At 66.6% G+C, this 26306-nt stretch carries 23 protein-coding genes; 9 read left to right on the plus strand and 14 right to left on the minus strand.

Annotation, left to right across the window (positions count from 1 at the left end; all coding sequences use genetic code 11):
- Positions 1 to 20 precede the first annotated feature (20 nt).
- The gene (locus ACP156_RS14515; protein ID WP_425052074.1) at positions 21 to 746 is read left to right on the plus strand and encodes a peptidase; all 726 of its coding nucleotides are present in this window, start codon (positions 21 to 23) and stop codon (positions 744 to 746) included.
- Positions 747 to 765: 19 nt separating this feature from the next.
- Here ACP156_RS14515 and ACP156_RS14520 read toward each other — a convergent pair whose 3' ends face one another.
- A complete protein-coding gene (locus ACP156_RS14520; RefSeq protein ID WP_425052075.1) occupies positions 766 to 1482 on the minus strand; it encodes an SIMPL domain-containing protein in 717 nt (238 codons plus the stop codon).
- A gap of 167 nt (positions 1483 to 1649) precedes the next feature.
- Between ACP156_RS14520 and ACP156_RS14525 the strand changes: the two genes are divergently transcribed.
- Positions 1650 to 5570, plus strand: a complete 3921-nt coding sequence (locus tag ACP156_RS14525; protein WP_425052076.1) for a hypothetical protein — start codon at positions 1650 to 1652, stop codon at positions 5568 to 5570.
- Between the two features lie 158 nt (positions 5571 to 5728).
- Here ACP156_RS14525 and hppD read toward each other — a convergent pair whose 3' ends face one another.
- Positions 5729 to 6829, minus strand: a complete 1101-nt coding sequence (gene hppD / locus ACP156_RS14530; RefSeq protein WP_425052077.1) for a 4-hydroxyphenylpyruvate dioxygenase — start codon at positions 6827 to 6829, stop codon at positions 5729 to 5731.
- A gap of 135 nt (positions 6830 to 6964) precedes the next feature.
- On the opposite strand from hppD, the gene ACP156_RS14535 reads away from it, so the two are divergent.
- The 3 genes from ACP156_RS14535 (at position 6965) to ACP156_RS14545 (ending at position 10859) form a co-directional block, all read left to right on the plus strand.
- A complete protein-coding gene (locus tag ACP156_RS14535) occupies positions 6965 to 7423 on the plus strand; it encodes an Lrp/AsnC family transcriptional regulator (protein WP_425052078.1) in 459 nt (152 codons plus the stop codon).
- An 85-nt stretch (positions 7424 to 7508) separates the two neighbouring features.
- A complete protein-coding gene (locus tag ACP156_RS14540) occupies positions 7509 to 8801 on the plus strand; it encodes a PAS domain-containing protein (RefSeq protein ID WP_425052079.1) in 1293 nt (430 codons plus the stop codon).
- A gap of 162 nt (positions 8802 to 8963) precedes the next feature.
- Positions 8964 to 10859 carry a cation:proton antiporter gene (locus tag ACP156_RS14545; protein ID WP_425052080.1) on the plus strand — a complete coding sequence of 632 codons (1896 nt, stop codon included), beginning with the start codon at positions 8964 to 8966 and terminating at the stop codon, positions 10857 to 10859.
- Here ACP156_RS14545 and cobT read toward each other — a convergent pair.
- Positions 10856 to 11875, minus strand: a complete 1020-nt coding sequence (cobT, locus tag ACP156_RS14550) for a nicotinate-nucleotide--dimethylbenzimidazole phosphoribosyltransferase (protein ID WP_425052081.1) — start codon at positions 11873 to 11875, stop codon at positions 10856 to 10858. The two genes, ACP156_RS14545 and cobT, sit on opposite strands and share 4 nt — an antisense overlap.
- A gap of 48 nt (positions 11876 to 11923) precedes the next feature.
- On the opposite strand from cobT, the gene ACP156_RS14555 reads away from it, so the two are divergent.
- Positions 11924 to 12670 carry an adenosylcobinamide-GDP ribazoletransferase gene (locus ACP156_RS14555; RefSeq protein ID WP_425052082.1) on the plus strand — a complete coding sequence of 249 codons (747 nt, stop codon included), beginning with the start codon at positions 11924 to 11926 and terminating at the stop codon, positions 12668 to 12670.
- Positions 12671 to 12751: 81 nt separating this feature from the next.
- Here ACP156_RS14555 and ACP156_RS14560 read toward each other — a convergent pair whose 3' ends face one another.
- The 5 genes from ACP156_RS14560 to ACP156_RS14580 form a co-directional block, all read right to left on the minus strand.
- The gene (locus ACP156_RS14560; RefSeq protein ID WP_425052083.1) at positions 12752 to 13261 is read right to left on the minus strand and encodes a CarD family transcriptional regulator; all 510 of its coding nucleotides are present in this window, start codon (positions 13259 to 13261) and stop codon (positions 12752 to 12754) included.
- 298 nt (positions 13262 to 13559) lie between these two features.
- A complete protein-coding gene (gene fdxA / locus ACP156_RS14565) occupies positions 13560 to 13898 on the minus strand; it encodes a ferredoxin FdxA (RefSeq protein ID WP_425052084.1) in 339 nt (112 codons plus the stop codon).
- 52 nt (positions 13899 to 13950) lie between these two features.
- Positions 13951 to 14337, minus strand: a complete 387-nt coding sequence (locus ACP156_RS14570; RefSeq protein ID WP_425052085.1) for an RNA-binding S4 domain-containing protein — start codon at positions 14335 to 14337, stop codon at positions 13951 to 13953.
- A gap of 1 nt (position 14338) precedes the next feature.
- Complete coding sequence (locus ACP156_RS14575) at positions 14339 to 17281, minus strand: helicase-related protein (protein ID WP_425052086.1); 2943 nt, start codon at positions 17279 to 17281, stop codon at positions 14339 to 14341.
- A gap of 165 nt (positions 17282 to 17446) precedes the next feature.
- A complete protein-coding gene (locus tag ACP156_RS14580) occupies positions 17447 to 17998 on the minus strand; it encodes a tetratricopeptide repeat protein (protein WP_425052087.1) in 552 nt (183 codons plus the stop codon).
- 68 nt (positions 17999 to 18066) lie between these two features.
- Between ACP156_RS14580 and ACP156_RS14585 the strand changes: the two genes are divergently transcribed.
- Entirely contained in the window at positions 18067 to 18354 is a 288-nt protein-coding gene (locus ACP156_RS14585; RefSeq protein WP_425052088.1) for an SCP2 sterol-binding domain-containing protein, read from the plus strand.
- 1 nt (position 18355) lies between these two features.
- Entirely contained in the window at positions 18356 to 19291 is a 936-nt protein-coding gene (locus ACP156_RS14590; RefSeq protein WP_425052089.1) for an alpha/beta hydrolase, read from the plus strand.
- A gap of 9 nt (positions 19292 to 19300) precedes the next feature.
- On the opposite strand, the gene ACP156_RS14595 is transcribed toward ACP156_RS14590, so the two are convergent.
- The 4 genes from ACP156_RS14595 to ACP156_RS14610 form a co-directional block, all read right to left on the minus strand.
- Positions 19301 to 21136 carry a putative bifunctional diguanylate cyclase/phosphodiesterase gene (locus tag ACP156_RS14595; RefSeq protein WP_425052090.1) on the minus strand — a complete coding sequence of 612 codons (1836 nt, stop codon included), beginning with the start codon at positions 21134 to 21136 and terminating at the stop codon, positions 19301 to 19303.
- Positions 21137 to 21210: 74 nt separating this feature from the next.
- Positions 21211 to 21987: an SDR family NAD(P)-dependent oxidoreductase gene (locus ACP156_RS14600; RefSeq protein ID WP_425052091.1), complete on the minus strand. Its 777-nt coding sequence runs from the start codon at positions 21985 to 21987 to the stop codon at positions 21211 to 21213.
- Between the two features lie 104 nt (positions 21988 to 22091).
- Positions 22092 to 23384 (minus strand): O-acetylhomoserine aminocarboxypropyltransferase/cysteine synthase family protein, encoded by a 1293-nt coding sequence (locus ACP156_RS14605; protein WP_425052092.1) that lies wholly within the window; start codon positions 23382 to 23384, stop codon positions 22092 to 22094.
- Positions 23385 to 23535: 151 nt separating this feature from the next.
- Entirely contained in the window at positions 23536 to 24069 is a 534-nt protein-coding gene (locus ACP156_RS14610) for a DUF2239 family protein (RefSeq protein ID WP_425052093.1), read from the minus strand.
- 77 nt (positions 24070 to 24146) lie between these two features.
- On the opposite strand from ACP156_RS14610, the gene ACP156_RS14615 reads away from it, so the two are divergent.
- Positions 24147 to 24455, plus strand: coding sequence for a GIY-YIG nuclease family protein (locus tag ACP156_RS14615; RefSeq protein ID WP_425052094.1), 309 nt, complete (start codon positions 24147 to 24149; stop codon positions 24453 to 24455).
- Between the two features lie 144 nt (positions 24456 to 24599).
- On the opposite strand, the gene ACP156_RS14620 is transcribed toward ACP156_RS14615, so the two are convergent.
- Positions 24600 to 25487: a 2-dehydro-3-deoxygalactonokinase gene (locus ACP156_RS14620; protein ID WP_425052095.1), complete on the minus strand. Its 888-nt coding sequence runs from the start codon at positions 25485 to 25487 to the stop codon at positions 24600 to 24602.
- A 9-nt stretch (positions 25488 to 25496) separates the two neighbouring features.
- On the minus strand, positions 25497 to 26291 hold the full coding sequence (locus ACP156_RS14625; RefSeq protein WP_425052096.1) for an NAD-dependent epimerase/dehydratase family protein: 795 nt from the start codon (positions 26289 to 26291) through the stop codon (positions 25497 to 25499).
- Between the last annotated feature and the right edge of the window lie 15 nt (positions 26292 to 26306).

Here is a 26306-nt window from a genome sequence, read left to right on the forward strand (position 1 = left end):
GTGGAGTTCGGGCGTCTGTCATGACCTATTGCGTAGGGCTGCTTCTGGATGCCGGCATGGTGCTGCTGTCTGACACGCGCACGAATGCCGGGCTGGACAACATCTCGACATATCGAAAGATGTTCACCTTCGAGGAACCGGGCGAACGGGTCGTCGTGATCCTGACCGCCGGGTCTTTGAGCGTCACCCAGACGACGATGGCGCGTCTTCAGGAAGCGGCGGAAGATACCTCGCCCGACGCGCCGCCGTCGATCATGACCGCCGACACGATCCTTCAGGTGGCCTCTGTCGTGGGGGACACGCTGGCCGCCGTCAGTAAGGACATCTCGTCCCGGATGACCCAGAACGCGGATGGCGCGACGGCCAGCATGCTGGTGGCGGGACAGCGCAAGGGCGGCGAGATGCGGCTGTTCCTGATCTATCCCGAAGGAAACTTCATTGAGGCCACGGCCGACACCCCGTTCCTGCAGATCGGCGAGCACAAATACGGCAAGCCGATCCTCGACCGGGTCGTGCGTCCGGAGACCACGCTGTCAGATGCCCGCAAGGCGGTGCTGCTGAGCATGGACTCGACCCTGCGCTCGAACCTGTCGGTCGGGATGCCACTGGACCTCGCGGTGATCGAAAAGGACGACTGCCGCGTCAGCAGCTATCGCCGGATCGAGGCGCAGGACGAAGGCTTTCAGGAAATGTCCAACGCCTGGAGTCAGGCGCTGCGCGACAGTTTCCAGCGGATCGAAATCTGACCCCGCGGACCCCGTTTCGTCAGGGCCCGGTTATCTCGTAGACGATGGTGACGCTCGCGGTGGTGTCGACCTCGCCGGCGGCGATCGGCACGGCAGAGGCGATGGCGGCCTCGCGCATCATGATCGGCCCGCCGCCGCCACCCGATTCGCTAAGCTCGAGAACGTTGCCCAAAGTGACGCCTGCGGCCTCGGCATAGGTCTCGGCCCGCGCACGCGCGTCGGCGACCGCAAGGCGGCGCGCCTCGTCCAGCGCTGGGGCCGGATTCTGCAATGCGAAGCGCAGTTCGCGGAACTCGTTGGCGCCCGCTCCGATGGCGGCGTCCAGAACTTCGCCCATGCCGTCGAGGTCACGGATGCGGACGGTGACCGTGTTCGACGCGCGGAACCCCGTGATCTCGTCGCCGCCGCCCGATACGCTGTTGCGGTTCGACCAGACCGGCGAAAGTGACAGGTCCGACGTCTGCATATCGGTGTCGGCGACACCCGTTTCGGCCAGCAGGGCAAGGACATCTGCGGTCGCGGCGCTGGTTGCGTCCATCGCCTCGGCGGAGGTGTCGCCACGGCTGGTGACGCCAAGCGTCAGCACCGCAAGGTCGGGGATGCCGGACACGACACCGGTGCCAGTCACGGTCAGCCGGTTCGGGGCCGCGTCCTGTGCCATGGCGGCGGTCGCGATGGGAAGGGCGAGGCACAGTGCGGCCACGGCAAGACGGGGCGCGGCAAAGACGGATCGCATTGATAAATTCCTCCCGGTAATTTGACCGGGAAACTGAGCCCCGGGCAGGCCGCGGGCAAGCCCCCGGACGGGTGTTTTACTTCCACTCGGCGGTTTGTTGCTATACATAACCCACTGAAAGGGAGCGCGACTCCCATGCGCTCCCCCGACATATTATAGACTGAAGCATGAAACCCAGTTTCGCCCTGAACCTTACCCATGACGGAATTAGCCTTCTCCACCGCGCGCAGGCGGGATGGCTGAACGTGGGTGACGTGTCTTTGGACGCGCCCGATCTGGTCGATGAGCTGGTCGTCCTTCGGCGCACCGCCTCGGACCTCGAGGCGGCCGGGCTGAGCACGAAGCTTGTGATCCCGAACTCGCAGATCCTGTATCTGGAGGTCGATGCGCCGGGGCCAACGAAGGCGGAGCGCCAGTCGCAGATCCGCGAGGCGCTGGTGGGCGTGACGCCCTACGACGTGCGCGATCTGAACTTCGACTGGCGGATCAAGAAGGGTAAGGCGCAGGTCGCCGTTGTCGCGCGCGAGACCCTGCTGGAGGCAGAGACCTTCGCGACCCAGTACCGGTTCAATCCGATGTCCTTCGTCGCGATGCCCAGCCCTTCGGAATTCGATGGCGAGCCGTTCTTCGGCCCGACCCGCCATGCCGAGCGTGTGCTGAACGGCGGCGAGTCCGTCGAGCCGGACAAGAAGCGCATCCAGGTTCTTGGCAAGCTGGGCGAAGTGTCCGATGCGGAACCGGAGCCCGAGCGCAAGAAAAAGCGCAAGGCTGAGGCGAAGACCGATGCGAAGACCGAGGTAGAGCCCGAGGGCGCGCCGGAAGCGGTTGCCGCCTCTGAGCCTGCCGAAGCGACATCCGAGGCTGAGGCCGCGAAGGCGGTCAACGACACCGCGTCCGGGGACGTGGCCCCGGATGTCACATCGTCCGACAGCGAACCTGCGATTCCGGCAGATGAGCCGCTTGCCGACCCGTTGCCGCCTGCGAATGACCGGCTTCTGGATCACGTGGCGGACCGCTTTGCGTCACCGGCCACTGGCAAGCCTGACACCATGGGCGACACGCCTGACGCACCCGAGCCTGCCCGGTCGTCCTCTGCCGACCGCAGGTGGCCGCAAGAGCAGTCCGCAGGTGAGCTTGCTGCCGCCTTGCTGGCGCTTCCCGATGGCGACGACGACGAGCCGAATTCTTCGCCTTTCTCCTTTACATCGCGCCGTCCCCGCTCGACGGCCCGTGTGAACGGCGAGGCGCTGCCGCCTGTCACGCCCGAGCCGCAGACGGAATCCACGTCTACGCCGGCCAAGAGCGGCCCGGTCATCGACGATCTGCCGCCGCTGTCGAACCCGCGCAGCGCGCCGGTCCACGCGCCGACCCGCCCGACGGCGCTGCAGGACGATGCGCCCTCGAAGGACGACGCGGGCTCTGCCGATGCATGGGACACGGTCGTGCCAAGCGGCCGCGCGGTTCTGCCGGTTTCCCCCGCTTCGGACACATCCGGGCTGGACGCTTCGGATGGCGACAATGCGGCTGCCCGCTCGGCGATGGTGGACCCCGCCGCGCCCGAACTTGCGCCGAAGACCGATCCCGTGCTGGCCGCGGCGCTTGCGCCGGGGGCTGCCGCGACCGACGAGGCGAAGAAGCCTCGGGGAAGCAAGCTGGCCGAGACGCTGATGCGCATGGGCCGGCCGAAAGAGCAGAAGAAGGCCGAGGTCGAGGATATGGCCGCCGCGCTGCGCCAGCCGCTGCCGACCAGCGCGCCGCTGAAGCGTGGCCCTTCCGCGCTGCCGAAACCGCTGCCGGCGGGCATGCCGACATCGGCGCGTGGCCCGGTTCCGGTGCCGCCGACACCGCCCCGGGCCGGCCGGTCGAGCGAAGCCGACGCGATGACCGTCTTCGGCGCGCGTGGCCAGACGCCGCCACGCGAGCGACCGAAGTTTCTTGGCGCGGCGATTGCGCTGGGCCTTCTGCTGGCGCTGGTCGCAGTCGTGCTGTGGTCCACCTATGTCATGAACGACGTGGCCTCTGGCTGGTTCGGTCTTGGCGGCGACCCCGAGATCGCCGAGGTCGAAGAACCCGCGCCGGTCATCCTGCCCGAAGCGCTTGATACGCCGTCCGCCGAGACTGCGCCGGAGAGCATTCCAGAGGCCGCGCCCGAAGCTGTCGTCGAAACCGCGCCCGACCCGGAACCCGCCCCGGAAGAGGCCGAGCCGTCGGTGCCGCTGCCGGGCATCGAGGTCACCGATCTTCAGCCCGAGCCCGAGCAAGCTGCGCCCGCTGCCCCCGAAACGCCGCTGGACGGCGAAGAATTCGCCGGTCTATCCGCCGAGAACCAGCCCGCCGCCGATGAGCCGCCGGCATCCGCCGAGACCTCTGGCGAGACGCCGGAACTGGTCGAGGAACCCGGCCCGGTGGTCGACACGCCGGACATCGACATGGCCGCCGTTGCCCCGCCGCCCGCGCTAAGCGACATGCCGCGTGGGCCGGAACTGGACGACGGTCCCGCCCCCGACATCGCGACCATTGCGCCGTCGCAGCCCGATGGCACCGAGACGCCCGCCGACGAAAGCGCCGCGCCCGCCGGTGGTGGCGAGGCTCCGGGCACTCTGGAGATCGTGCGCCTCGAAGAGCCGCCGGTCGCCGAAGACGCGCCGCAGGCCGAGGTATCGGCTCCCGCGCCCAGCCGTGTGCCCGCGCCCTCGGTTGCCGAGGCGGATGCGATTTACGAAAGCACCGGCATTTCCGTCCTCGCGCCGCCCGCCATCGAAAGCCCCGGTATCGACCGGCTGGACGGGACGGTCTTGTCCTCCACAGACGTCGCGCTGGCCGATCCCTCGCCGCGCGCGCTGCCGACCGAGGAAGACCTGACCGCCTCTGACACGCCCCCGATCGTGGGCCTGCCGCCGTTCCCGCTGGTGACCGAGTTTGATCTGGACGAGCGCGGCCTTGTGCGCGCAACGGAAGAGGGCGCGATCTCTCCGCAGGGCACTTTGGTGATCCGTGGCACTCCGCCGGTCGTTCCGCCGGTCCGCCCGGGCACCGAGCCGCCGGAAGAGGAAACGCTTCTGGAAGAACCTGCCGCCGACGTGCAGGACGCCGAGCTTGAAGCCGAGATCGCGGCGCTTGCCCCGGACGAGGACGATGCACTGGCGGGTCTGCTGTCCGAGGAGGATCTGGCCGAGGTCGACGAGCGTGCGCAGTTCGGCGGGCTGACCCGCGAGGAACTGTCCGAGATCCGGCCGTCCCTGCGCCCGGGCGATGCGCCGGCTGCCGAGGTCGACGCCGCAGCGGCCCCCGAGACACCCGACACGCCCGATACGGATGTGGCCGGGGCCGATGAAGAAGCTGTTGCCGAAGAGGTCGCCGACGCCGCCGAAGAGGTGGTTCTGGAGCTTGAGGCGGAAACCGCCGCGACGGACGACGCGGCGCCCGACGAAGAGGTTGCCGCCGCCGACGAGACCCCGGAAGAAGAGACCGCACCCGATCCGCTGATCGACTTTGCCGACGTGGTTCCGCCGCTGCGCCCTGGTACCGTGCTGGCCTCTGCAGACGCGACCACGGAGGGCGAGGCGACCGACAATGTTCAAAGCCCGTCGCTGGCTGCCGCGCTTCTGGAAGCACCCGAAGCCGAGGTTGAAACCGCCGAAGTGGAAGAGACCTTCGACGGCGCGACCGAACTGGCCGTGGACGCGTCGCTGACCCCGCCGACGCGGCCTGCGGGCTTCGCCTCGATCGTGCAGGCTGCGTTGGAAGAGGCCGCCGCCGCGCCGCCGGCTCCGCCTGCCGAAACCGCGCAGCCCGACCCGACGCCCGTCGTGAATGCTCCGGTCCGCGCGCCCGAAATCCCGACCAGCGCAAGCGTCGCAGCGACGGCGACCGACGAGAACGCGCTGCGCCTGAACCGCGTGAACCTGATCGGGGTCTACGGCTCTGCCAGCAACCGCCGCGCTTTGGTGCGGCTGTCGTCCGGGCGCTACGTGAAGGTTCAGGTGGGCGATACCGTCGATGGCGGCAAGGTCGCCGCGATCGGTGACGGCCAGCTTGTCTATACCAAGGGCGGCCGCACCATCACGCTGGAGATGCCCAGCGGCTGATCCGGCGCTTCAAGGCATATCCGCCCTTGATGCGCACCCCTGAAACGGTTCGGGGGCGGCCCCTTCCGGAACCACCCCCGTCCTCCCTGCCGGACCTTCCTCCCAGAACGGCCTCCCAGAATGGCCTCCGCGAAGGCCTCCCTGCCGGAGTGGTCGGCTTATTCAGCGGCGGTGTTCAACTCGCCGCTGTCGATTTGCTCTTGCTCGATCGACTCGAACAGGGCCTTGAAGTTCCCCTCGCCAAAGCCGTCGTCGCCCTTGCGCTGGATGAACTCGAAGAAGATCGGCCCGATGACCGTTTTCGAGAAAATCTGCAGCAGGATCTTCGTTTCGCCCCCGTCCACGACGCCTTCGCCGTCGATCAGGATGCCGTGTTTCTTCATCCGGTCGATCGGTTCGTCATGGCCCGCCACGCGGTCCTTCGACATCGCGTAATAGGCGTCCGGCGGACCCGGCATGAACTTGACGCCCATGTCCGCGATGGCATCGGTCGAGGCATAGATGTCATCGCTGCCGACAGCGATGTGTTGGATGCCCTCGCCGTTGTATTTCTTGAGGTAGGACACGATCTGCCCCGTCTCGCCCCGGTCCTCGTTGATCGGGATGCGGATGCGGCCGCAGGGCGAGGTCAGCGCGCGGCTGAACAGGCCGGTGTACTTGCCCTGAATGTCGAAGAACCGGATCTCACGGAAGTTGAACAGGTCGCCGTAAAATCGGAACCACGTGTCCATGTTGCCCTTGAACACGTTGTGGGTCAGGTGGTCGAGGTAGAAGAACCCGACGCCCTTCGGCTTCGACTGGGCGATCCAGTCGAATTCGCCGTTGTAGGGCGAGCTTTCGTAATAGTCCTCGATGAAATAGATCAGCGAACCGCCGATGCCGACGATGGCGGGGACGTCCATCGTCTTGCCGTCGCCTTCATAGGGCGTGGCGCCTTTCGCGACCGCATGGTCGAAGGCGTGCCGGGCATCCACCACGCGCCAAGCCATCGACGGCGCGCAGGGGCCATGCTCTTCGACGAAGGTGCGGGCGTGGCTGCCCGGTTCGTCGTTCAGCACATAGGTGATGTCACCCTGCTGCCAAAGCTCGATCGCCTTGGTCTTGTGGTTCGCGACATGCTCGTACCCCATCCGGGTGAACAATTCGCGAAGCTGTTCCGGCTCGGGATGGGCGAATTCCACGAACTCGAACCCGTCGGTGCCGGCGGGGTTTTCCTTGGTGATCTCGGATTTCGGGGCGTCATGCGGGAAGGGTCCCATGGCGGGTCTCCTTTGTTCGGGCGTTTCGCACAGTGTGACTCGGTTCGCGTGCCGTGTTTGCGCGAAGTGGGGGGCGGATTGCTGTCTGCATGCGGGGAATTGATGCCGTGAGGTGAAATGGTGCATGGTTCCCGCATGGATATTGACGAGACGGACAAGCGCCTGCTGGCGGCCCTGCAAAAGGACGCGACGCTGACGGCCGAGGCGCTGGGCGCCGCGCTGAACCTGTCGGCCAGTCAGGCGGGGCGCCGGCGGCAGCGGTTGGAGCAGGCGGGCTTTATCGAGCGTTACTCGGCCCGGCTGGATGCCGCGCGGCTGGGGCTGGCTGTGCAGGCCTTCGTGCAGGTGCAGATGGCAACCCACGAGCCCGAGAAGGTGAAGGGCTTCACACGAATCGTGCGCAATCGCCCGGAGATCGTCAGCGCATGGACGCTGACCGGCGAGGCGGACTATTTGCTGCGCGTCTACTGCGCCGATCTCGCCGGGCTCAACGTTTTGATCCATCAGGTACTTCTGCCCCACCCGGCGGTGGCGAGGGTGCAAAGCCAGATCGTCATGGATCAGTTCAAGGCCGACGCGCCGCTGCCGACCTGACGGCTTAAGGCAAACGTAAGGACTGCGAGGGTATGGAGGCTGAGACCCCCGCGGCCGATGCCCGCCCATGTCCGGAGCGTACCTGATGAGCCTTGACCAAACGCAAGACCAAGACCTGCTGGATGCCGAAACGGACGAGGCGGGCCATCCGGACGGGCCGGGTTTCGTCGAACGCCGGCGCGAGGCGCGACCATCCAGCGGCGAGGCGCCCTTTCACCTGAACGAGGTGTTCTTTTCGCGCACCGACGCGCGCGGTGTCATTCAGGCCGGGAACTACGTGTTCCGACGCGTCGCCGACTACGAATGGTCGGACATGCTGGGCGCGCCGCACAAGATGATCCGCCACCCCGACTCGCCCAAGGGTCTGTTCTGGCTGTTCTGGGACACCCTGAAGAAGGGAGAGACGATTGGCGCATACGTCAAGAACCGCGCGCGTGACGGCTTGCACTATTGGGTGTTCGCCGTGGCGATGCCCTGTGCCGGCGGCTATCTGTCGGCCCGGATCAAGCCGACCAGCCCGATGCTGGAAACCATCGACAAGCTGTACACCGAACTGCGTCTGCTTGAGCAGAAAGAAGGGCTGAGCCCGGAAGACAGCGCGCAGTGGCTCCTCAAGAAGGTGCGCGGCCTCGGGTTCGAAGACTACGCCTCTTTCGCGACACATGCGCTAAGCGAGGAACTTCTTGCGCGGGACGACGGCCTGGACCTGCCGGTCGACGAACACATCGCGGGCTTCCGGAAGATGCGCAAGGCGGCCGACGCCCTGAAGGAAGAGACCGAGAAACTGGTCCGCGAATTCGAAATGACAGAGATCATTCCGCACAACATGCGGGTCATCGCCTCTCGGCTGGAACCCAACGGCGGCCCGATCTCGACGCTCTCGACCAACTACGGCGGCATGTCGCGCGAGATGTCGAGCTGGTTCGAAACTCACGTCGTGGGCGAGAACAGCAACTTCTCGAAGATCGGCATCACGGTGGGGCAAAGCATGTTCATCGAGTGCATGACGCGCATCCTGCGGGAATGCGCGCAGCAGCTGGATTCCGAACGGCGTCAGCTTGGCAGCGTCGATCTGGATCAAGAGCGGGGCTACCTGACCCAGCTTGTGTCCGAGTATCAGCGCATGTCCCGGCAGGGACAGGACCAGGTGTCAGAGGAAACATACCGTATCCTCGACGCCTGCAAGAAGATGAACCGCCACATCCTTGGCCTGTCGACCACGCGGGTCATGTGCAAGATCGAAGGCGCTCGGCTGACCGAAGGGCGCGAAAGCCTGACCGACATCATCGGCGAGTTGAACGGCATCCAGCAGCGCATCCGCGCCAACCTTGCCCGGATCGAAGATCTAAGCGGAACGATCCGGTCGCTGCTGACCTGATCGCCAGCCGGGTCAAAGCCCGGCCCGTCCCGGCGGCAAACTGCCCGAATTTGCAGCCGCCGCCCGGACATTCGGCGGCATGCACTGTCCCCCTGCGGCTCGGCTGGTATAACCCTGCGCGAACCCCTTCGTTCCGACACGCCGCAAGAGTGATTCCCGTCGATGGATACCTTCCTGTTCCAGGCCACGATCTATCTGGCCACGACCGTGATCGCGGTGCCGATCGCGGCGCGGCTGGGGCTGGGATCGGTTCTGGGATACCTGTTGGCGGGTCTGCTGATCGGGCCAATCCTAGGGCTGGTGGGCGCGAACGCGGACCTGCAGCATTTCGCCGAATTCGGCGTGGTGATGATGCTGTTCCTGATCGGGCTGGAACTGGAACCCCGCGCGCTTTGGGACATGCGGACAAAGCTGATCGGGCTGGGGGTATCGCAGATCGTGCTCACCATGGCGCTGATCGCCGGCGGCGCGATGCTGCTGGGCCAGCCCCCCGCCGCCGCGCTGGCCATCGGCATGATCTTCGCGCTGTCCTCGACCGCCATCGTGCTTCAGACCCTGTCCGAGAAGGGATTGATGCAAACCGCGGGTGGACGGTCGGCCTTTTCGGTTCTGCTGAGCCAGGACATCGCGGTGATCCCGATGCTGATCGTCCTGCCGCTGCTGCAAGGCGAGATGCGGACCGTGTTCAACCCCGATGGTTCGGTCAGTCGCCCGATCGATCAGGCCGTCCACGCCGCCGAGGATCATGGCCACGACGTCGCCCTGTCGCTGATCGAGGGGTTGCCGGGCTGGGGCGCGATGCTGGTGACACTCGCGGTGATCGCGGCGGTCATCCTGATCGGCGTCTACCTGATCCGCCCGTTGTTCCACTTCATCCACGCCACGCGTCTCAGCGAGCTGTACACCGCCTTCGCGCTGCTGATCGTGGTCGGCGTCGCCTTCCTGATGACCCTGGTCGGCCTGTCACCGGCGCTTGGGTCGTTCCTTGCCGGCGTGGTCCTGGCGAACTCGGAGCTGCGGCACGAACTGGAATCCAGCATCGAGCCGTTCAAGGGCATGCTGCTGGGCCTGTTCTTCATCACGGTGGGCGCGGGCATCGACATCGGGCTGGTGCTGGGCCAGCCGTTCCTGCTGCTTGGCCTGACGCTGGCGGTCATGGCGATCAAGGGCCTTGTGCTGTTCGGACTGGGCCGCCTGTTCCGCCTGAAGACCCGCGACCAATGGCTGTTCACGCTGGGTCTCGCGCAGGCGGGCGAATTCGGCTTCGTGCTCCTGTCCTTCTCGGCGCAGCAGGGCGTGCTTGCGCCGCAGACCTCGCAGAACCTGCTGATGGTCATCGCCCTGTCGATGCTTCTGACGCCCTTGTTCTTCCTGGCGCAGGATTACCTGTCGAAACGCGGTCGCGAGGCAGAGGTTCAGCATACGCCGGACGAGATCGGCGCAGAGGGGCCGATCATCATCGCCGGGATGGGGCGGTTCGGGCAGGCGGTGAATCGGATGGTGCAGATGGCCGGGTTCCGGACCACCGTGCTGGACAACAACCTCGCCACGATCCAGCTGATGCGCAAGTTCGGGTACAAGGGCTTCTTCGGCGATCCGACCCGCCCCGAGGTGCTGCGCGCCGCCGGGCTGAAGGAAGCGCGCGTATTGGTGGTGGCAATGGATGGGCGCGACGACGTCACCCGTCTGGTCGCCTTCGCGCGGCGCGAGCGGCCCGATCTGCACATCGTCGCCCGGGCGCGGGACCGGGTGCACGTCTACCAGCTGTATCGCGCAGGGGCGAATGACATCGTCCGCGAGATGTTCGATTCCAGCCTGCGGGCCGGGCGCTATGTTCTTGAGAACATGGGGCTGACCGACTTCGAAGCGGCCGAGATGGAGCGGACCTATTTCCAGTACGACCGTGCCGCGGTCCTGGCGCTGGCCGAGGTCTGGAAGCCCGGAGTGCCGGTCGACCAGAACCCCGACTATGTCGCGCGCACTCATGAACTGAACGCCGAACTGGAATCGGCGCTGCTGAAGCAATTCGCCGAGAACGAGAAGCGGAAGACCGACTAGCCTTCGGACACGCCCGCCTCGGCGAAGGTCGCCATGCCCGAGTGGCACGCGATGGCCCCCTTCAGCACGCCGATCGCCAATGCGGCGCCGGTGCCTTCGCCCAGCCTGAGGCCCAGCGACAACAGCGGCTCTAGCCCGAACTGGCCCAGCAGCCGCCCGTGCGCCGCCTCAGCCGAGCGGTGGCCCGCGACGCAGTGGTCAAGCCCGCCGTCCGCCATCCGGTGCAGCACCCCTGCGGCAGCGCAGCAGGGGAAACCGTCCAGCAGGACAGGCACGCCGTAGTGACGTGCCGCTAGGATCGCGCCGGTCATCGCGGCCAGTTCGCGCCCGCCAAGGCGACGCAGGCATTCGAGCGGATCCGACAGCGCCTTGGCATGAAGGGCCAGCGCCTCGTCCACCACCTGCGCCTTCAGCGTCAGCCCGGCGTCGTCGACCCCGGTTCCGCGCCCGACCCAGTCTGCGCCGGTGCCGCCGTACAGCCCGGCGGACAACGCGGCGGCGGCCGTGGTGTTGGCGATGCCCATCTCGCCCACGACCAGCAGATCCGCCTGCGGGTCCAGCGCGGTCCAGCCGGTGTGAAGCGCATCGTAAAGCTCGTCTTCGGTCATCGCGGCACCGGCGGTGAAGTCGGCGGTCGGCGTGTCCAGCGACAGCGCGTGCACGTCGATGGATGCGCCGAAGCAGTCGGCAAGCTGGTTGATCGCGGCGCCGCCCGCGCGGAAGTTGGCGACCATCTGCACCGTCACCTCGGGCGGGAAGGCCGATACACCGCGCGCCGCGACGCCGTGGTTGCCAGCGAAGACGATCACCTGCGGGCGGTCGACCGAGGGCCGCGCATCGCCGCGCCAGCCTGCGTACCATTGCGCCAGATCCTCCAGCCGACCCAGCGCGGCGGGGGGCTTCGTCAGTTGCGCATTGCGCGCGGCGGCTCCGGCGCGGGCGGCGGCGTCAGGCCCCGGCAGGTCGGTCATCGCGGTGCGGAAGGCGGGCAGGTCGGCAGGGCAGTGGGCGGCCATTCTTCTCTCTCGTTGCGGGATCTGCCCGTTGTCTCTATCCGGGAGGGCATGGAGAGAACAGACGGAATTGCGGGCGACATCGTCGCGGCGCTGGGCCTGCTGACGCGGCTGCCGTTGCCGGTCCGCGGGGTGGATCGCGGCGCAGGGGCGGCCTGGGCCTGGCCACTGGCGGGGCTGGTGGTGGCGTTGCTGGCGGTCGTGATCGCAGGCGTGGCGCACTGGGCCGGTCTGCCGGTGGTGCTGAGCGCGGGCCTTCTCGTGGCCTCTGCCGTAGTGATGACCGGCGCGCTGCACGAGGACGGGCTGGCCGATGTCGCGGACGGGTTCTGGGGCGGCTACACCGTCGCGCGGCGTCTGGAGATCATGAAGGACAGCCGGATCGGCAGCTATGGCGTGATTGCGCTGGTGCTGTCGCTGGGCCTGCGCTGGCAGGCGGTGGCGGTGCTGATGAGCGGCGCATGGGTCGGCCCGGTGCTGGCGGCGGCGCTGCTGTCGCGGGCGCCGATGGCCGTGCTGTCGCAAGAGATGGCGAACGCGCGCGGGTCGGGCCTGTCGCAATCGGTCGGGCGGCCGGGACAGGCCGTCGCGGCGACGGGTCTGCTGGTGGCGCTTGGTCTGTCGGTGCTGGTGGCGGGGCCGGGTGCGATCTGGGTGGCGCTGCTTGTGGCAGGGGCCGCGCTATGCGCGGCGGGCCTGGCGCGCGCCAAGATCGGCGGGCAGACCGGCGACGTTCTGGGAGCGACGCAGCAGGTGTGCGAGATCGTCGCGCTGTGCGCCTTCGCGGCCATGGTCTAAGCCGGGCAGGGCGCTACCAGGGCACACGAAAAGAAACCGCCGCCCGAAGGCGGCGGTGACTGTCCGAAATGTCCCGAAAGATCAGGCGGCGCGGCTGATCAGCACGTCGTCGACCTGCTTCTGGGCCGCGGTCTCGTCGGCACCGGAAACGGCGGCGACTTCGCGGGTCAGGCGTTCCAGCGCAGCTTCGTAAAGCTGACGTTCGGAATAGGACTGTTCGCGCTGATCGTCGGTGCGGTGCAGGTCGCGCACCACCTCGGCAATCGCGATCAGGTCGCCCGAGTTGATCTTCTGTTCGTATTCCTGGGCTCGGCGCGACCACATGGCGCGCTTTACCTTGGCCTTGCCCTTCAGCGTCTTCATCGCCTGAGACACGATATCGGGCGTCGACAGCGAACGAAGCCCGGCCTCAGAGGCCTTGTGGGTCGGGACCCGCAGCGTCATCTTGTCCTTCTCGAAGGAGATCACGAAGAGCTCCAGCTTGATGCCTGCGATCTCCTGCTCCTCGATCGACACGATCTGGCCGACGCCATGCGCCGGGTACACCACGTAGTCGTTCGGGCGGAATTCCATTTTCTTGGTCTTAGTCATGCAGCGTCCTTCCTCGAAGGTCCGAACGGACCTGAGACGGGCTCCCCGGGGCCACCGGCACCCCCAGGTCCCGGAATTTGGCGCCAAAAAAGCCAACCTCAGGAACGGGTCCCTGCGGACGGCTTCGGGTTTCCGGCGTCGATATCGCACCAATATAGCATCAAAAGCCCCCATTTGGAAGCTCGATGCGATTGGCAGCGCTGAAAAAGCCGCTAAAACAGCGACTTGACGCCGTCGATTTTACCTAATTCGGTTAACCCGACGTAACGTCATTCGTACGAAACCTACGAATCGCGCCTTAGCCGCCTTCGCCCGGTTTCTCAGAGAAGTACTTTTCCAACTTTCCAGGCTCACCATCCCGCTCGGCCGCGTCGGGCAGAGGATCTTTCTTGGTGATGATCACCGGCCAGATTTCCGAGTACTTGCGGTTGAACTCGACCCATTTCTCGGTGTCAGGCTCGGTGTCCGGCAAGATCGCCTCGGCCGGGCACTCGGGTTCGCAAACGCCGCAGTCGATGCATTCGTCCGGGTGAATCACCAGGAAGTTTTCGCCCTCGTAGAAACAGTCGACGGGGCAGACTTCCACGCAGTCGGTGTATTTGCAGGCGATGCAGTTGTCGGTGACGACGTAGGTCATGTGTAGTGATCCGGATCTTGGCTCGGGCCCGTAGCTAGCTTGACCTGCCGGATCATTCAAGGCCGTGTTGGCGCATCGCGTCGGACTTGCGGCGGTCTTTCTTGGTCGGACGGCCGCCGCCTTCGAATTTCGGCGCCGGTGCCGGACGGTCCGCCGGCTCTGGGGCAGGAGGCGAGAGGTCTTCGTACAGCGCCTGCGCCTCGGGCGCGGGGCCGCGCCGGGTGCCGGGCGCAAGGATGCGCACGACGCGGATCCTTTTCGCCTGCGGGAAGGTCAAAGTGTCGCCCGGGCCGACTGCCTGCGCGGGCTTGGACACCCGGGCCGAGTTGACCCGGACGTGCCCGGCCGAGACGGTTTTTGCCGCAAGGCCGCGCGTCTTGAAGAAACGCGCGTACCACAACCACTTGTCCAGCCGGATGGTGGCGCGGGGCTCGGTCAAGTCACTGCTTGTCCTTCAGCCCCATCAGCGCGGCGGCGAAGGGGTTGTCGGGGTCGATCTTGTCCTTCTTGGGCGGACGCGATTCATAGGTGCGGCTCTGGTTGCCGCCGCCCTTGTTGCCGGCATTCTGGCGCTTGCCCTTGCCGCCGCCCTTGCCTGATTTCGGCTTGCCTCCGCGCGGCTTGCCCTGACCCTTCTGGCCACGGTTGCCCGCGCCGCCACCCTCGCGGCGGCGGCCAAAGCCTGCCCACGTAAACGTGTAGAAGGTCTCGATCTCGGGGCCGGCGACATCCGCGTCGGGCGCGGTGCCCTGCGGTGTCTCGTCGTCAGAGGTCTGTGGGATGCCATCGTCGATTTTCTCGACATTGTCGGCGGTCTCGTCGACCGGCGCGATGCCTTCGTCCGCAATAGCCTCGACCTCGGCAGCCGGTGCGGGTTCCTCGGCGGGGGCAGGGGTCTCGGGCGCCTCGACGATGCCGCCTTCGGGCGGCGTGTCGGCGTCCATCACAGGCGTGTCCGCAGCGGGGGCGTCACCTTCGGCTTCCGGCACCACCTCGGTCACCGGCTTGACCTTCTCGCGCTCGCCCTTCTCGGCCTTGTAGCCAAGGCCTTCCATCAGGCCGGCGAACTGGTCCAGCGTCATGCCGGTGATCGACAGCATGTCGGCGGTCGCTTCGAACCCGCCACGGCTGTCTTCCGAGCGCAGCATGTCGGCCAGACGTTCCAGCATGTCGATGCGGATCGCGCGGTCGCCCGCTTTCCGGTAGCCGGCCATCGTGTGATAGGTCTCTGGCGCGGTCGGATCGGACGGAATGGTCACAAGACCCGGGGGCGGGCTTTCGGGGAATTCCTGCAGGTTCTGAGCCAGCGACCACAGCACCAGCCGCAGACGGGTCGGCGCGGGCTTCAGCAGCAGCGGCATGAAGATGGTGAACTGGCCGAAGCGGATGCCGTGTTTGCGCAGCGCGCCGCGCGCGTCCTGATCGAGATCCTTGACCTCTTGCGTGACCTGATCACGGGGTAGGACACCCATCGACTCGACCATGCGGAAGGCGAAGCCACGGGCAAGGCCGGTCATGGCCTCGTCGCGGGACATGGCCAGAAGCGGTTCGAACAGGGTCGCGATCTTGCGGTCGATGAAGTGCTGCAGGCGGCGCTGCACCTTCTGCGCGACATCGTGGCCGGCTTCCTCGTCGACGAAGGCCTGCGCTTCGGGTTTCAGAGGCTCGGAGCCGGCGACCAGCTTGCCGATCGCATGTTCGCCCCACATCAGGCCGCCCTGATCGGTAAAGTCGATCTCGGTATCGGGCGCGTTGTAGAACCGGTCGGCGCGCAGATGGAACTCGGGCTTGAGGGCCTGCAAAGAGGCCTGGCGCAATGTCTTCGCCTCGTCGGGGCTTGCCGCCTTGTCCTGACTGAAGCGGAATCCCTCCAGCCGGCCAATAAACTGGCCCTCAACCGTCACTTCGCCCTTGTCGTTCACCTCGGCCACAAGGCTCTCCTTCTGCTTGAGCCGCCGCAGCAATACGCTGGTGCGCCGGTCCACAAATCTTTGCGTCAGACGCTCGTGCAGGGCGTCCGACAGTCGGTCTTCTACCGCGCGGGTCGCCCCACGCCAATGGCTTTCGTCATCGAGCCAGCCGGCTCGCTGTGCGACATATGTCCATGTACGGATATAGGCCAGTCTTTTGGAAAGGGCGTCGATTTCGCCATCGGTGCGGTCGATCCGGCGGACCTGTGCCGACAGCCAGTCGTCCGGCACCCGCCCGAACTCGTGCAGATAGCCGAAGATCTTCTCCAGCAGGCCCGCGTGCTCGGCGTGACTGATGCCGCGGAAATCGGGGATGCGGCAGACATCCCACAGAAGCTTGACCGACTTCGGGTCGGTGGCGCGGTGGCGGATGCCGTCGACGGCGGACAGCAGTTTCAGCGCCATCAGGTCGTCCGCCTCGCGGCCACGGGTCAGCCACTCGTCGTCGGTGCGTTCCTCGAGCGAGGCGATCAGCCGGTCGGTCGTGCCGAAGTCCAGCCGCGAGTTGCGCCACTGAAGCTTGCGGATCGGGGCAAACCGGTGCTCTTGGATCGCCTCCGCCATGCCCTCGTCCAGCGCCGGCGCTTCGCCCGTGACGCCAAAGGTGCCGTCCTTGGTATAGCGGCCCGCACGGCCCGCGATCTGCGCCAGTTCGTTCGGCATCAGGTATCGCATCCGGCGGCCATCGAACTTGGACAACGACGAGAACGCCACGTGGTCGATGTCGAGGTTCAGACCCATCCCGATGGCGTCGGTCGCCACGAGATAGTCGACGTCGCCGTTCTGGTACAGATCCACCTGTGCGTTGCGGGTGCGGGGGCTGAGCGCGCCCATCACGACCGCCGCGCCGCCCTTCTGGCGGCGCAGAAGCTCGGCGATTGCGTAGACCTGATCGACCGAGAAGCCGACGATGGCGGATCGCCGGGGCATCCGGCTGATCTTCTTCTGCCCGATATAGGTGAGGTCCGAGAATCGCTCGCGCCGCACGAAGTTCACGCCGGGCACCTGCGCCGCGATGGCGCCGCGCATGGTGTCGGCGCCCAGCAGCAGCGTCTCGTGGGTGCCGCGTGCGCGCAACAGGCGGTCGGTGAACACGTGGCCACGTTCCGGATCGGCGCACAGCTGGATCTCGTCCAGCGCCACGAAATCGGCCATCAGGCCTTCGGGCATCGCCTCGGTCGTGCAGACCCAGTACTGGGTGCGGTCGGGAACGATTCGCTCTTCCCCGGTGACCAAAGCCACCACGGAAGGCCCGCGCATCGCGACGATCCGGTCGTAGACCTCGCGCGCCAGCAGGCGCAGCGGAAGCCCGATGACGCCGGTGCGGTGCGCCAGCATCCGTTCTATCGCGTAGTGGGTCTTGCCGGTGTTGGTCGGGCCCAGAACCGCCGTAACTCGCGCCTGTCCGGCCATCGTTCGCCTCTGCCTTCGGGTTGCGGGGTCTTCCGTGGAAGCCCGGCGTGCGGGATTGAGATCCCGAGCCACCCTCAGGGGCGGCTTTGACCCGGTCCTGTTTGTTTCACCTGTGCCTCATGTAGTGCAGCACACCGCACTTGTATAGGCAGCGGGGCCGCTCCGTCAGAGCGTCTGGCCGCCGAACTCGCGTTCCAGCCGGTCAAGCGCGGCCTTCGTCTCTGGGCGGTGGGGGTTGATCGCGGCCACCATGCGCCACGCTTCCAGCGCATCCTCGCGCATGCCGACCTCTTCCAGAATGACGGCAAGGCCGGCCAAGGCGTCGAAATGGTCAGGGTTCAGCGAAAGGGCGCGGCCGATGTCTTCCAGCGCCGGGCCGTACATCCCCAGCTGGAAGAAGGCGGTGGCGCGGTTGGTCCAGCCTTCGGCAAAGTCGGGGGCGTGGTCGGTCAGCGCGGTGAAGTGCTCGACCGCCAGCTTCCAGTCCTGCGCCTCCATCGCGTCGATCCCGCGCTGCAACAGCAGGTCCATCGACGCGGACCCGGACCGCTGCCACTCGGTGCGGATCCGGCGTTCCAGCTGCATCCAGTTGGTCGTGTCGGGGTTTGCCAGTTCGGCAAGCATCCCGTCGACATCCGCATCCTGTGCAAGCACCGGAGCGGTGGCGAGGAGATATGCCGCAACGACAGATTTGCAGAACCGTATCGATTTTTTCATAACGGAAGCATACTGCCGACGCAGCGAAAAGCGAGCCCTGCGCGGGTCACAAACGAAGGAGCCTTTCGATGAGTGAAGTTATCGACGCCGCTGTTGCGGCCCTGAACGAGAAAGACACTTCCGAGTTCGACGGAAAGGCAAAATTCCTGATCGAGGATGAGGGCGCGATCGTGCTCGATTCGGCCGGGGCGCGCGCCGCGGACGAGGATGCGGACGTGACGCTCAGCGCCGACGCAGAGACGTTTCAAGCGATCCTGTCGGGTGCGATGGACCCGACTTCGGCTTTCATGACCGGCAAGCTCAGCGTCGACGGTGACATGGGCATGGCGATGCAGCTGGGCGCGGTTCTCAGCTGACATGAGCACAGCCGCGCCGTTCTTTCAGGAGGTCTCGCGAGGGCCCGACAGTGTTCGTGCGCTTTGGGTGACCGCCCGCGACGGCGCGCGGCTTCGCATCGCGCTTTGGCCGGGCGGGTCGCAGGGGACGGTCCTGCTGTTTCCCGGCCGCACCGAATATGTCGAGAAGTACGGCGTGATGGCGGGCGAGCTGGAACGCATCGGCCTGTCCACCATCGCGATTGACTGGCGCGGGCAGGGGCTGGCCGAGCGGGCGCTGGAAGACACTGCGACCGGGCATGTCGTCGATTTCACCGACTACCAGCACGACGTTGCCGCCCTGTTGTCGACGGCGCAGGCAGAAGGGTTGCCAGAGCCCTATTTCCTGATCGCGCATTCGATGGGCGGCTGTATCGGCCTGCGGGCCGTGCTGGAACACCTGCCGGTCAAGGCTGCGGTGTTCACCGGCCCGATGTGGGGCATCAAGATCAGCCGCTCGCTGCGGCCCGTCGCTTGGATCATGTCGTGGTTCGCACGGCAGTTCGGGCACGGCTATCGCTATGTGCCGGGCACCAGTCCCGAAACCTACGTCAAGACCGCGCTGTTCGAGGACAACCTGCTGACCACGGATCGCGAGATGTTCGATTACATGATCGAACAGCTGCGCGAGCATCCCGAACTGGCGCTGGGCGGTCCCAGCCTGCATTGGCTGTACGAGGCGCTGGTCGAAACCCGCCATCTTGCGCGGCAGCCATCGCCGGATTTGCCTTGTCTCACCTTCCTCGGCACGAACGAGCGGATCGTCGATACCGCGGCGGTGCATGCGCGGGTGGCGATGTGGCCCAAGGGGCGGCTTCAGATGGTCGAAGGCGGCGAGCATGAGATCATGATGGAAGGCCCCGAGGCACGGCAGCGGTTCATCGCCGACCTTGAAGGCTTCTGGTTCGGTCAGGACTGACTGTCCGCCTCAGGCGATGCTGCGCGGTCCGGTGACGGGCCGCCTGCCGCCAAGAAACTGCAGCAGATCGCGGAAGGGCAGGGGCCCCGAGATCGCGTAGCCCTGTACCCTGTCGCACCGCAGCGACCGCAGCCGCGACAGCGCCGCCTCCGTCTCGACCGCCTTTGCGGTGACCGTCAACTGCAGTTCTGCCGCGATCATCTGGACCGCCCTCAGGATAGCCTCGGTGCTGGCGTCGGACAGGTAGGCGGTCATCGCCGGCGCCATGTTCAGGCCGCTGACCTCCAGCCTTCGCATCTTGGGCAACGCGGCGTGACCCGTCCCGAAATCGTCGATGGCCACGCCGAAGCCCCGCGTCGTCAGTTGCCGCACCGCGGTCTCGACCCTTCCGTCCGCATCGGTCGCGATTTCCGTCTCGCTGATTTCGAGCGTCAGGTCGGCAGGGTCCAGCCCGTGACCCAGAACCTCCCACAGCAGAGCCTCGGCAAGGTCGGGCTCGGCCAGCGTGTCGGCCGAAAGGTTCATCGACATTGCGGGCCGCGCGCAGCCAAGCGCCCGCAGATGCGCCGTTGCAGCAAGTCCCTTCGACCGGACGATGGCGTCCATGTGCCCCGACAGCCCGATCTCTGCGGCGGCGTCCAGAAAGGCGTCGGGCGTCAGCAGCCCCCGCGTCGGATGCGGCCAGCGCGCCAGAACCTCGATCCCAACGACGGTGTTCGTTGCAAGCTCGACAATGGGCTGGAAATGGGGTTCGAAACTGCGGTTCTCGACCGCTGCCCGCAACTCGGCATGCAGGGTGCGCCGCGCTTCGGCGGTTTCGCGCATCTGCGGGGTGAACGCCTGCACCCCGCGCCGCCCCCGCCGCTTGACCTCGTACAAGGCGAGGTCTGCGTTCGCGATCAGCCGTTCCGCCGTACCGTCCCCCGCAGCGGCCAGCGCCGTTCCGATGCTGGCAGGACAGGCAAGCGCGCTGTCGCCCCACGGGATCGGCGTTGCCAGCGCCACGGACAGGCTGTGCGCCAGCGCCGCGATGTCTTCGCCTTCGGGATCCGAGCGGGTGACGATCAGGAACTCGTCCCCGCCGATCCGTGCCACCACATCCGTCGGGCCAGCGGTTTCGCGCATGACCTTGGCCGCATGGCACAGCACCGCATCGCCGGCGGCATGGCCCAACCGGTCGTTGGTGTCCTTGAAATGATCGAGGTCCACGTGCAGCACCCCGATGACCCGCCCGAATGCGTCGGGGTCGTGCAGCACATCGGGCGCCTCCAGCACCCGCATTAGCCGGTTGCGGTTCGCCAGTCCGGTCAGCGGATCGGTCTCGGCCATGCGCACGTTGCGCCGAAGCTGTTGCATCAGCCGCGCCTGTGCACCGATCCAGCGCGCCGCCGCCATGACATGCCGCACCTGAAGGTCGGTGAATTTGTCGCGCGAGCGTCGTACCAACCCCACGACGCCGACCGTCTCGTTCCCGCTGCGCATCGGCGCCATCAGCACCCGGCCAAACCCCTGTTCGTGCAAGAGCCGCATCGCGGGGTCGGTTTCGCGCCCAAGTTCGGACCGCCCGATCTGAAGGACTTCACCGCCATCCAGCACCCGTGCCCGCGGTGAACCGGGGCTGAGCGGCACAAGATCGGCCTCAAGATCATGCACCCCGTCACGGCGGAAACTGCGGGCGATCAGCCGCCCCTCGTCAATGAAACTGAGCTTGGCGCGATCCGCCTCGATCAGCCGGGGCAGCCACGCAGCCGATACCGCCAGCACCTGTTCGATGCTGCCCGCGCTTGAAAGTTCCTCGATAAAGGCGACCGGCAACCGGATCGCCGCATATGCCGATTGGGTCATGGTGCCTGTCCTCGGGCACGGCTTAGGCGATCTTCGTTGAAGAAGCCTTTACCCGGACGGTCAGACGGTGCGCCTTACTTCGACTGCGTTCGCTCGGCCAGTTGTAACACCAGCCGCCGGGGCAGCAGCGGGATGATCCAGTTCAGTGCAAGGCTCAGGAAGGGTGAATTGATCTTCACCAGCCGCCCTTCCATCATCGCGTCATAGCCCATCTTGGCGACGGATGCCGCATCCGCCCCGCCCGCCTTGACCATCGCGGTGCCTTCCATGTCGGCGGCTTCGGCAAAGCCTGTCTCGACATAACCCGGCGCCAGAACGGTACAGGTCACGCCACGCGGCCGAAGTTCCTGGTCGATGGCCTGAGAGAACGAGTTCACGAAGGCCTTGGTCGCAAAATAGGTGGCCTGCTGCGGCCCCGGCATGAAGCCGGCGGTCGAGCCGACGTTCAGGATCCGCCCGCTGCCGCGCCCGGCCATGTCGCGACCGAACAGGTGCGTCAGGACCATCAGCGCCTTGATGTTCAGGTCGATCATCGCAAGGTGCCGCGGAAGGTCGCGCTCGATGAATTTTCCCTGCCCGCCGAAACCCGCGTTGTTGATCAGGATGTCCGGGGTCAGCCCGGCGGCGCGCACGTCGGAATACAGCGCCTGCGCCGCGCCCTCTTGCCCGAGATCGGCGGGAAAGACATGCGCGTCGATCCCGTGCCGCCCCTCCAGTTCGCTTTTCAACTCGTGCAGTTCGGCCTCGCGCCGGGCGGTCAGAATGACCGTGCCGCCGGTCGCGGCATGTATCCGTGCGAATTCCTTTCCAAGGCCGGAAGACGCTCCGGTGACGAGCGCTGTGGCGGGCATGGTGTTTCCCTTCGGGGTTCGGTTGCGTGAATCCAGCTAGCCCGCGTCGCGCGCAGGCAAATCAAATGTGATCGCGCGCCGGAGAGACCGGCGCGCGCAACGCGTCAGGCGGACGCTTTCGCCAGCGCCTGATCGAGATCGCGGATCAGGTCGTCGGCATCCTCGATCCCGATCGACAGGCGCACCACGTTCGGCGCTGCGCCTGCGGCGACCTGCTGCTCCTCGGACAACTGCCGGTGGGTGGTCGAGGCCGAGTGGATCACAAGGCTTCGCGTATCGCCAAGGTTGGCGACGTGGCTGAACAGGTCGAGACTGTCGACCAGCTTTACGCAGGCGTCGTAGCCGCCTTTCAGGGCAACGGTGAACAGCGCGCCCGCGCCCTTCGGATACAGCCGCTTAACCCGGTCGGCGTAGGGCGAACTGTCGAGCCCGGCATAGGTCACCGCCTCGACCGCGTCATGTGCCTCGAGCCAGGCGGCGACCGTCTTGGCATTCGCGACATGCCGCTCCATCCGCAGCGACAGCGTTTCGATCCCCATCAGCGTGTAATGCGCCGCCTGCGGGTTCATCGTCATCCCGAGGTCGCGCAAGCCGACGGCGATCGAGTGGAAGGTAAAGGCGAGGGGGCCGAAGGTCTCGGCGAACTTCAGGCCGTGATAGGCGGGCTCGGGTTCGGACATCGAGGGGAACTTGCCCGACGCAGCCCAGTCGAACCGGCCCGAATCCACGATGGCGCCGCCGGTCACGGTGCCGTTGCCGGTCAGGTATTTCGTGGTCGAATGCACGACCAGCGTCGCCCCGTGCTCGATCGGGCGGCAGAGGTACGGCGTGGCCGAGGTGTTGTCCACGATCAGCGGCAACCCGGCCGCGTCCGCGATGGCCGCCATCGCTTCAAGGTCGGTGACATAGCCGCCGGGGTTGGCGACGGATTCACAGAAGATCGCACGGGTGTCGTCGTCGATTGCCGCCTTCACGGCGTCGAGATCGTCGGTGTCGACGAACTTCGCCGACCAGCCGAACCGTTTGATGGTCTGGCTGAACTGGGTGACCGTGCCGCCGTACAGCCGTGTCGAGGCCACCACGTTGCGGCCCGGAGCCATCAGCGGGAACAGCGCCATGATCTGCGCCGCGTGGCCCGACGAACAGCACACCGCACCCGCGCCACCTTCCAAGGTGGCGATCCGTTCCTGCAACACGGCGACGGTTGGGTTGGTGAGGCGAGAATAGATGAACCCCACTTCCTGAAGATTGAACAGCGCGGCGGCATGGTCCGCATCGCGGAACACATAGGCGGTGGTCTGGTAAATCGGGGTCTGCCGCGCGCCGGTCGCCGGATCGGGCCGGGCGCCTGCGTGAACCTGCAGCGTGTCGAAACCGTAAGTCGGGGTGTCGTTCATCATTGCCTCCCTGAAATGAACTCTGCTGCCATCTGTAGGCGAGTAAGGCGGGGGCTGTCCATCTTTGGGGCCTGCGCCGGCCCGGATGGCAAACGAAGTCAACTATGCGAAATCGTTGATGTTTGGCCCGGTGACCGCGGGGCGTCGCGCGTCAGTCGGGTGCGGAACCCAACAGGCGGAGGACATAGTCGCGGATGTCGCCGGGCCATTCGGCCATATGCACTGCCATCCCGGCGGCGTCGCCCGCGAACAGCGCGCGCATCGCCTCCTCATAGCCCGGACGGTCCCCGGCAAGCGCGGTGGCGGCGCTATAGGCCGCGTCCTGCCTCTGCCTCGGCGTCGCTGCATCGGCGCGCATCGCGTCCTCGACCAGCCGCCGCAGCATGGCGGACGCCCCCCCGCGCTGGCCCGCAAGCCAGTCCCAATGCCGCGGAAGAAGCGTCACTTCGCGCGCCTTGACCCCCAGCTTCGGACGTCCGCGCCGGGGCGGCGTGTCCGCGCCCTGATGACGCGCGGCCACTTCGGCCGGTGCGCCGCGCAGATCGAGATCGACAACCCTGCCGGTTGCATCGTCGAACGCCAGCACATCCCCGCCACGCGCGGCGGCGGCCTGCATTTCGGCGGCGACCTCGGCCACCGTGCCCTGCGCCAGAAGGCGCGCGCTTTCGAATACGGTCAGTTGCATAGGCGCCTTTTACACCCGGGTAAAAGTATGTCAATTAAAACCCGGATAAAAAAGAATCGCAGCGCGGAGTGACAGCGATGGACCGTCGGGCCGTAAAGGCGGAATGGAAGGACAGGGCGCCGGACGCGGGCGTCTACGCGGTGCGCATGGGCCCCACGCTCTGGATCGGCGCGACGATGCGGCTTGGCGCGGCAGAACAGCGGCTGCGCTTCAGCCTGAAGACCGGCGGCGCGCGCCCGCTGGCCCTGCAGCAGGCCTATAGCGGCGAGATGGCGTTCGAGGTTTTGGAGCAGTTCGAGGACGACATCTCGCAAATGGCGCGCGAGCGGTTGTTGAAAGAGCGGCTGGCGCACTGGGTCGAAAAGACCGGCGGAATCGCGTTGTAGCAGGGGGCTCCGCCCCCGTCGCTTCGCTCCCCCCGAGGTATTTGGAAAGAGAAGAAGGACGGGGCGCCTTTGCCGCTTCTTCTCTTGAGCAAATACCTCGGGGGAGACGCGCCGCAGGCGCGGCGGGGGCAGAGCCCCCCTGTGTCAGTGGCCCAGATGCGCGGCGGCGAGGCCGGCTAGGGTCATCGCGTCGCCGTCTGCGGTCAGCGGAGTCAGGCCCTGCGCCTCGAGCGCCTGCGCGTAGAGCTGCGACAGCGCCGGCGCGCCGATCAGCACCACGGGCTGGCCCAGCCAGTAGGGGCGGGCGGCGGCGAGTTCCATGCCGATCAGCCAGCCGGACAGGCGGGCGCGGGCGGTGTCCGCCGGAAGCTTTGCCAGCAGCCCTTCGGCGCGCAGCGAGAAGGCGCGGGCGGCGAAGCTTTCCGGCCGCGAGAGCGATTCCGACACCGCCTCGAGAAAGGCGTCGCCGTCGAAGCCCTCGGTCGTCACGCTGTGGCGCAGGACCGACTGGCCCGCGATCAGCGCGAAAAGTTCGCCCGACATGAAGGTGCGGAAGCTGACGACCTCCCGCGCGCTGATGTGGGCCCACTTGGTGTGGGTGCCGGGCAGGCAGAGGATGCCGTCGTATTCGGGATTGGCCGCCACGAAGCCCGCGATCTGTGTTTCCTCGCCGCGCATCACGTCGGCGGGGGACGCTTGCGACAGGCCGGGGATGATCCGCACGTCGAGACGTTCGTCATGCACCAGCGCCCGGATCAGGCCGCCGCCGGCCGGCGCGCAGGGCACCGGGCGATAGGGCGCCTCGACCCAGCCCTGCCTGGCGCCGACCATGCCGCAGGCGACGACCGGCGTGGCGCCTTCCGGCTTCAGCCACGGCTCGACCAGCTTCAGCAGCGCCGGTTCGAACGCCTCGGGCGACAGGCGGCCCATGCCGTCCTCGCTGTGGGCCGAGGCGCGGATCTCCGGCCCCGTCATCGCCCACGCCCTCAGGTGGCTGGTGCCCCAGTCGACCGCGATCCAGTCGTCGCTCATGTCCGTTCCTTACTCCTGATGTATGCCGTCCGCCGTGAAGCCGCCGCCCTGATAGACCACGTCGGGCGCATCCGCCGCGGGCTTTTCGCATTTGGCGTTGACCGCGTCGCGGTAATCCTCGGCATTGTCCTGCGGTTTCCAGCCGAGCCATGCAACCTTGGAATTGTCCCAGAAGTTCGCGGTGTTGGCGGAGTTGCCATAGATCACCGGGCAACCGAGCCGTGGCACATCCAGGCAGCGGCGGATCAGGCGTTCGAGATCGTCGAAGCTAAGCCACGTGGTCAGCGCGCGGTGGTTCGCCGGTTCCGGGAAGCACGAGCCGATGCGGATCGAGGCGGTCTCGATCCCGAACTTCTCGAAATACATCGAGGCGAGCATCTCGCCGAACACCTTGGACACGCCGTACAGGCCGTCTGGCTTGGGGTAGACCGTGTTGTCGATCACCTCGTTTTGCTTGAAGAACCCGACCGCGTGGTTCGAACTGGCGAAGACGACGCGCTTGCAGCCATGGATGCGGCAGGCCTCGTACAGGTTGTACATCCCGTCGATGTTGGCGTTCTTCACGACGCTCCACGGCGCCTCGACCGGCTGGCCGCCGAAGTGGACGATGGCGTCGCAGCCTTCCACCATCTTCGACACCGCCTCGGCGTCGCCAAGGTCGCAGGTCACGACCTCTTCGTTGTCGCCCGCCGGGTCCATGCCGCCGCGGTCGGCCAGGCGCACAATCTCGGCAAGGTCGCCCAGCCGGGCGCGCATCTGGCGGCCGAGGTTGCCCCCGGCGCCGGTGATCAGCAGTCGTTTCATGGTCTCACTCCCTGT

Source organism: Psychromarinibacter sp. S121 (assembly GCF_049801035.1).
Classification (GTDB): Bacteria; Pseudomonadota; Alphaproteobacteria; order Rhodobacterales; family Rhodobacteraceae; genus Psychromarinibacter.

Bases quoted from the DNA above. Each gene is read 5' to 3' on its own strand.
- ACP156_RS14610 (WP_425052093.1), bottom strand. From the start codon at position 24,069: ATGCAACTGACCGTATTCGAAAGCGCGCGCCTTCTGGCGCAGGGCACG.
- ACP156_RS14580 (WP_425052087.1), bottom strand. From the start codon at position 17,998: ATGAAAAAATCGATACGGTTCTGCAAATCTGTCGTTGCGGCATATCTC.
- fdxA (WP_425052084.1), bottom strand. From the start codon at position 13,898: ATGACCTACGTCGTCACCGACAACTGCATCGCCTGCAAATACACCGAC.
- ACP156_RS14545 (WP_425052080.1), top strand. From the start codon at position 8,964: ATGGATACCTTCCTGTTCCAGGCCACGATCTATCTGGCCACGACCGTG.
- ACP156_RS14590 (WP_425052089.1), top strand. From the start codon at position 18,356: ATGAGCACAGCCGCGCCGTTCTTTCAGGAGGTCTCGCGAGGGCCCGAC.
- ACP156_RS14535 (WP_425052078.1), top strand. From the start codon at position 6,965: ATGGATATTGACGAGACGGACAAGCGCCTGCTGGCGGCCCTGCAAAAG.
- ACP156_RS14555 (WP_425052082.1), top strand. From the start codon at position 11,924: ATGGAGAGAACAGACGGAATTGCGGGCGACATCGTCGCGGCGCTGGGC.
- ACP156_RS14625 (WP_425052096.1), bottom strand. From the start codon at position 26,291: ATGAAACGACTGCTGATCACCGGCGCCGGGGGCAACCTCGGCCGCCAG.
- ACP156_RS14595 (WP_425052090.1), bottom strand. From the start codon at position 21,136: ATGACCCAATCGGCATATGCGGCGATCCGGTTGCCGGTCGCCTTTATC.
- ACP156_RS14525 (WP_425052076.1), top strand. From the start codon at position 1,650: ATGAAACCCAGTTTCGCCCTGAACCTTACCCATGACGGAATTAGCCTT.
- ACP156_RS14520 (WP_425052075.1), bottom strand. From the start codon at position 1,482: ATGCGATCCGTCTTTGCCGCGCCCCGTCTTGCCGTGGCCGCACTGTGC.
- ACP156_RS14515 (WP_425052074.1), top strand. From the start codon at position 21: ATGACCTATTGCGTAGGGCTGCTTCTGGATGCCGGCATGGTGCTGCTG.
- hppD (WP_425052077.1), bottom strand. From the start codon at position 6,829: ATGGGACCCTTCCCGCATGACGCCCCGAAATCCGAGATCACCAAGGAA.
- cobT (WP_425052081.1), bottom strand. From the start codon at position 11,875: ATGGCCGCCCACTGCCCTGCCGACCTGCCCGCCTTCCGCACCGCGATG.
- ACP156_RS14575 (WP_425052086.1), bottom strand. From the start codon at position 17,281: ATGGCCGGACAGGCGCGAGTTACGGCGGTTCTGGGCCCGACCAACACC.
- ACP156_RS14560 (WP_425052083.1), bottom strand. From the start codon at position 13,261: ATGACTAAGACCAAGAAAATGGAATTCCGCCCGAACGACTACGTGGTG.
- ACP156_RS14620 (WP_425052095.1), bottom strand. From the start codon at position 25,487: ATGAGCGACGACTGGATCGCGGTCGACTGGGGCACCAGCCACCTGAGG.
- ACP156_RS14615 (WP_425052094.1), top strand. From the start codon at position 24,147: ATGGACCGTCGGGCCGTAAAGGCGGAATGGAAGGACAGGGCGCCGGAC.
- ACP156_RS14605 (WP_425052092.1), bottom strand. From the start codon at position 23,384: ATGAACGACACCCCGACTTACGGTTTCGACACGCTGCAGGTTCACGCA.
- ACP156_RS14600 (WP_425052091.1), bottom strand. From the start codon at position 21,987: ATGCCCGCCACAGCGCTCGTCACCGGAGCGTCTTCCGGCCTTGGAAAG.
- ACP156_RS14540 (WP_425052079.1), top strand. From the start codon at position 7,509: ATGAGCCTTGACCAAACGCAAGACCAAGACCTGCTGGATGCCGAAACG.
- ACP156_RS14585 (WP_425052088.1), top strand. From the start codon at position 18,067: ATGAGTGAAGTTATCGACGCCGCTGTTGCGGCCCTGAACGAGAAAGAC.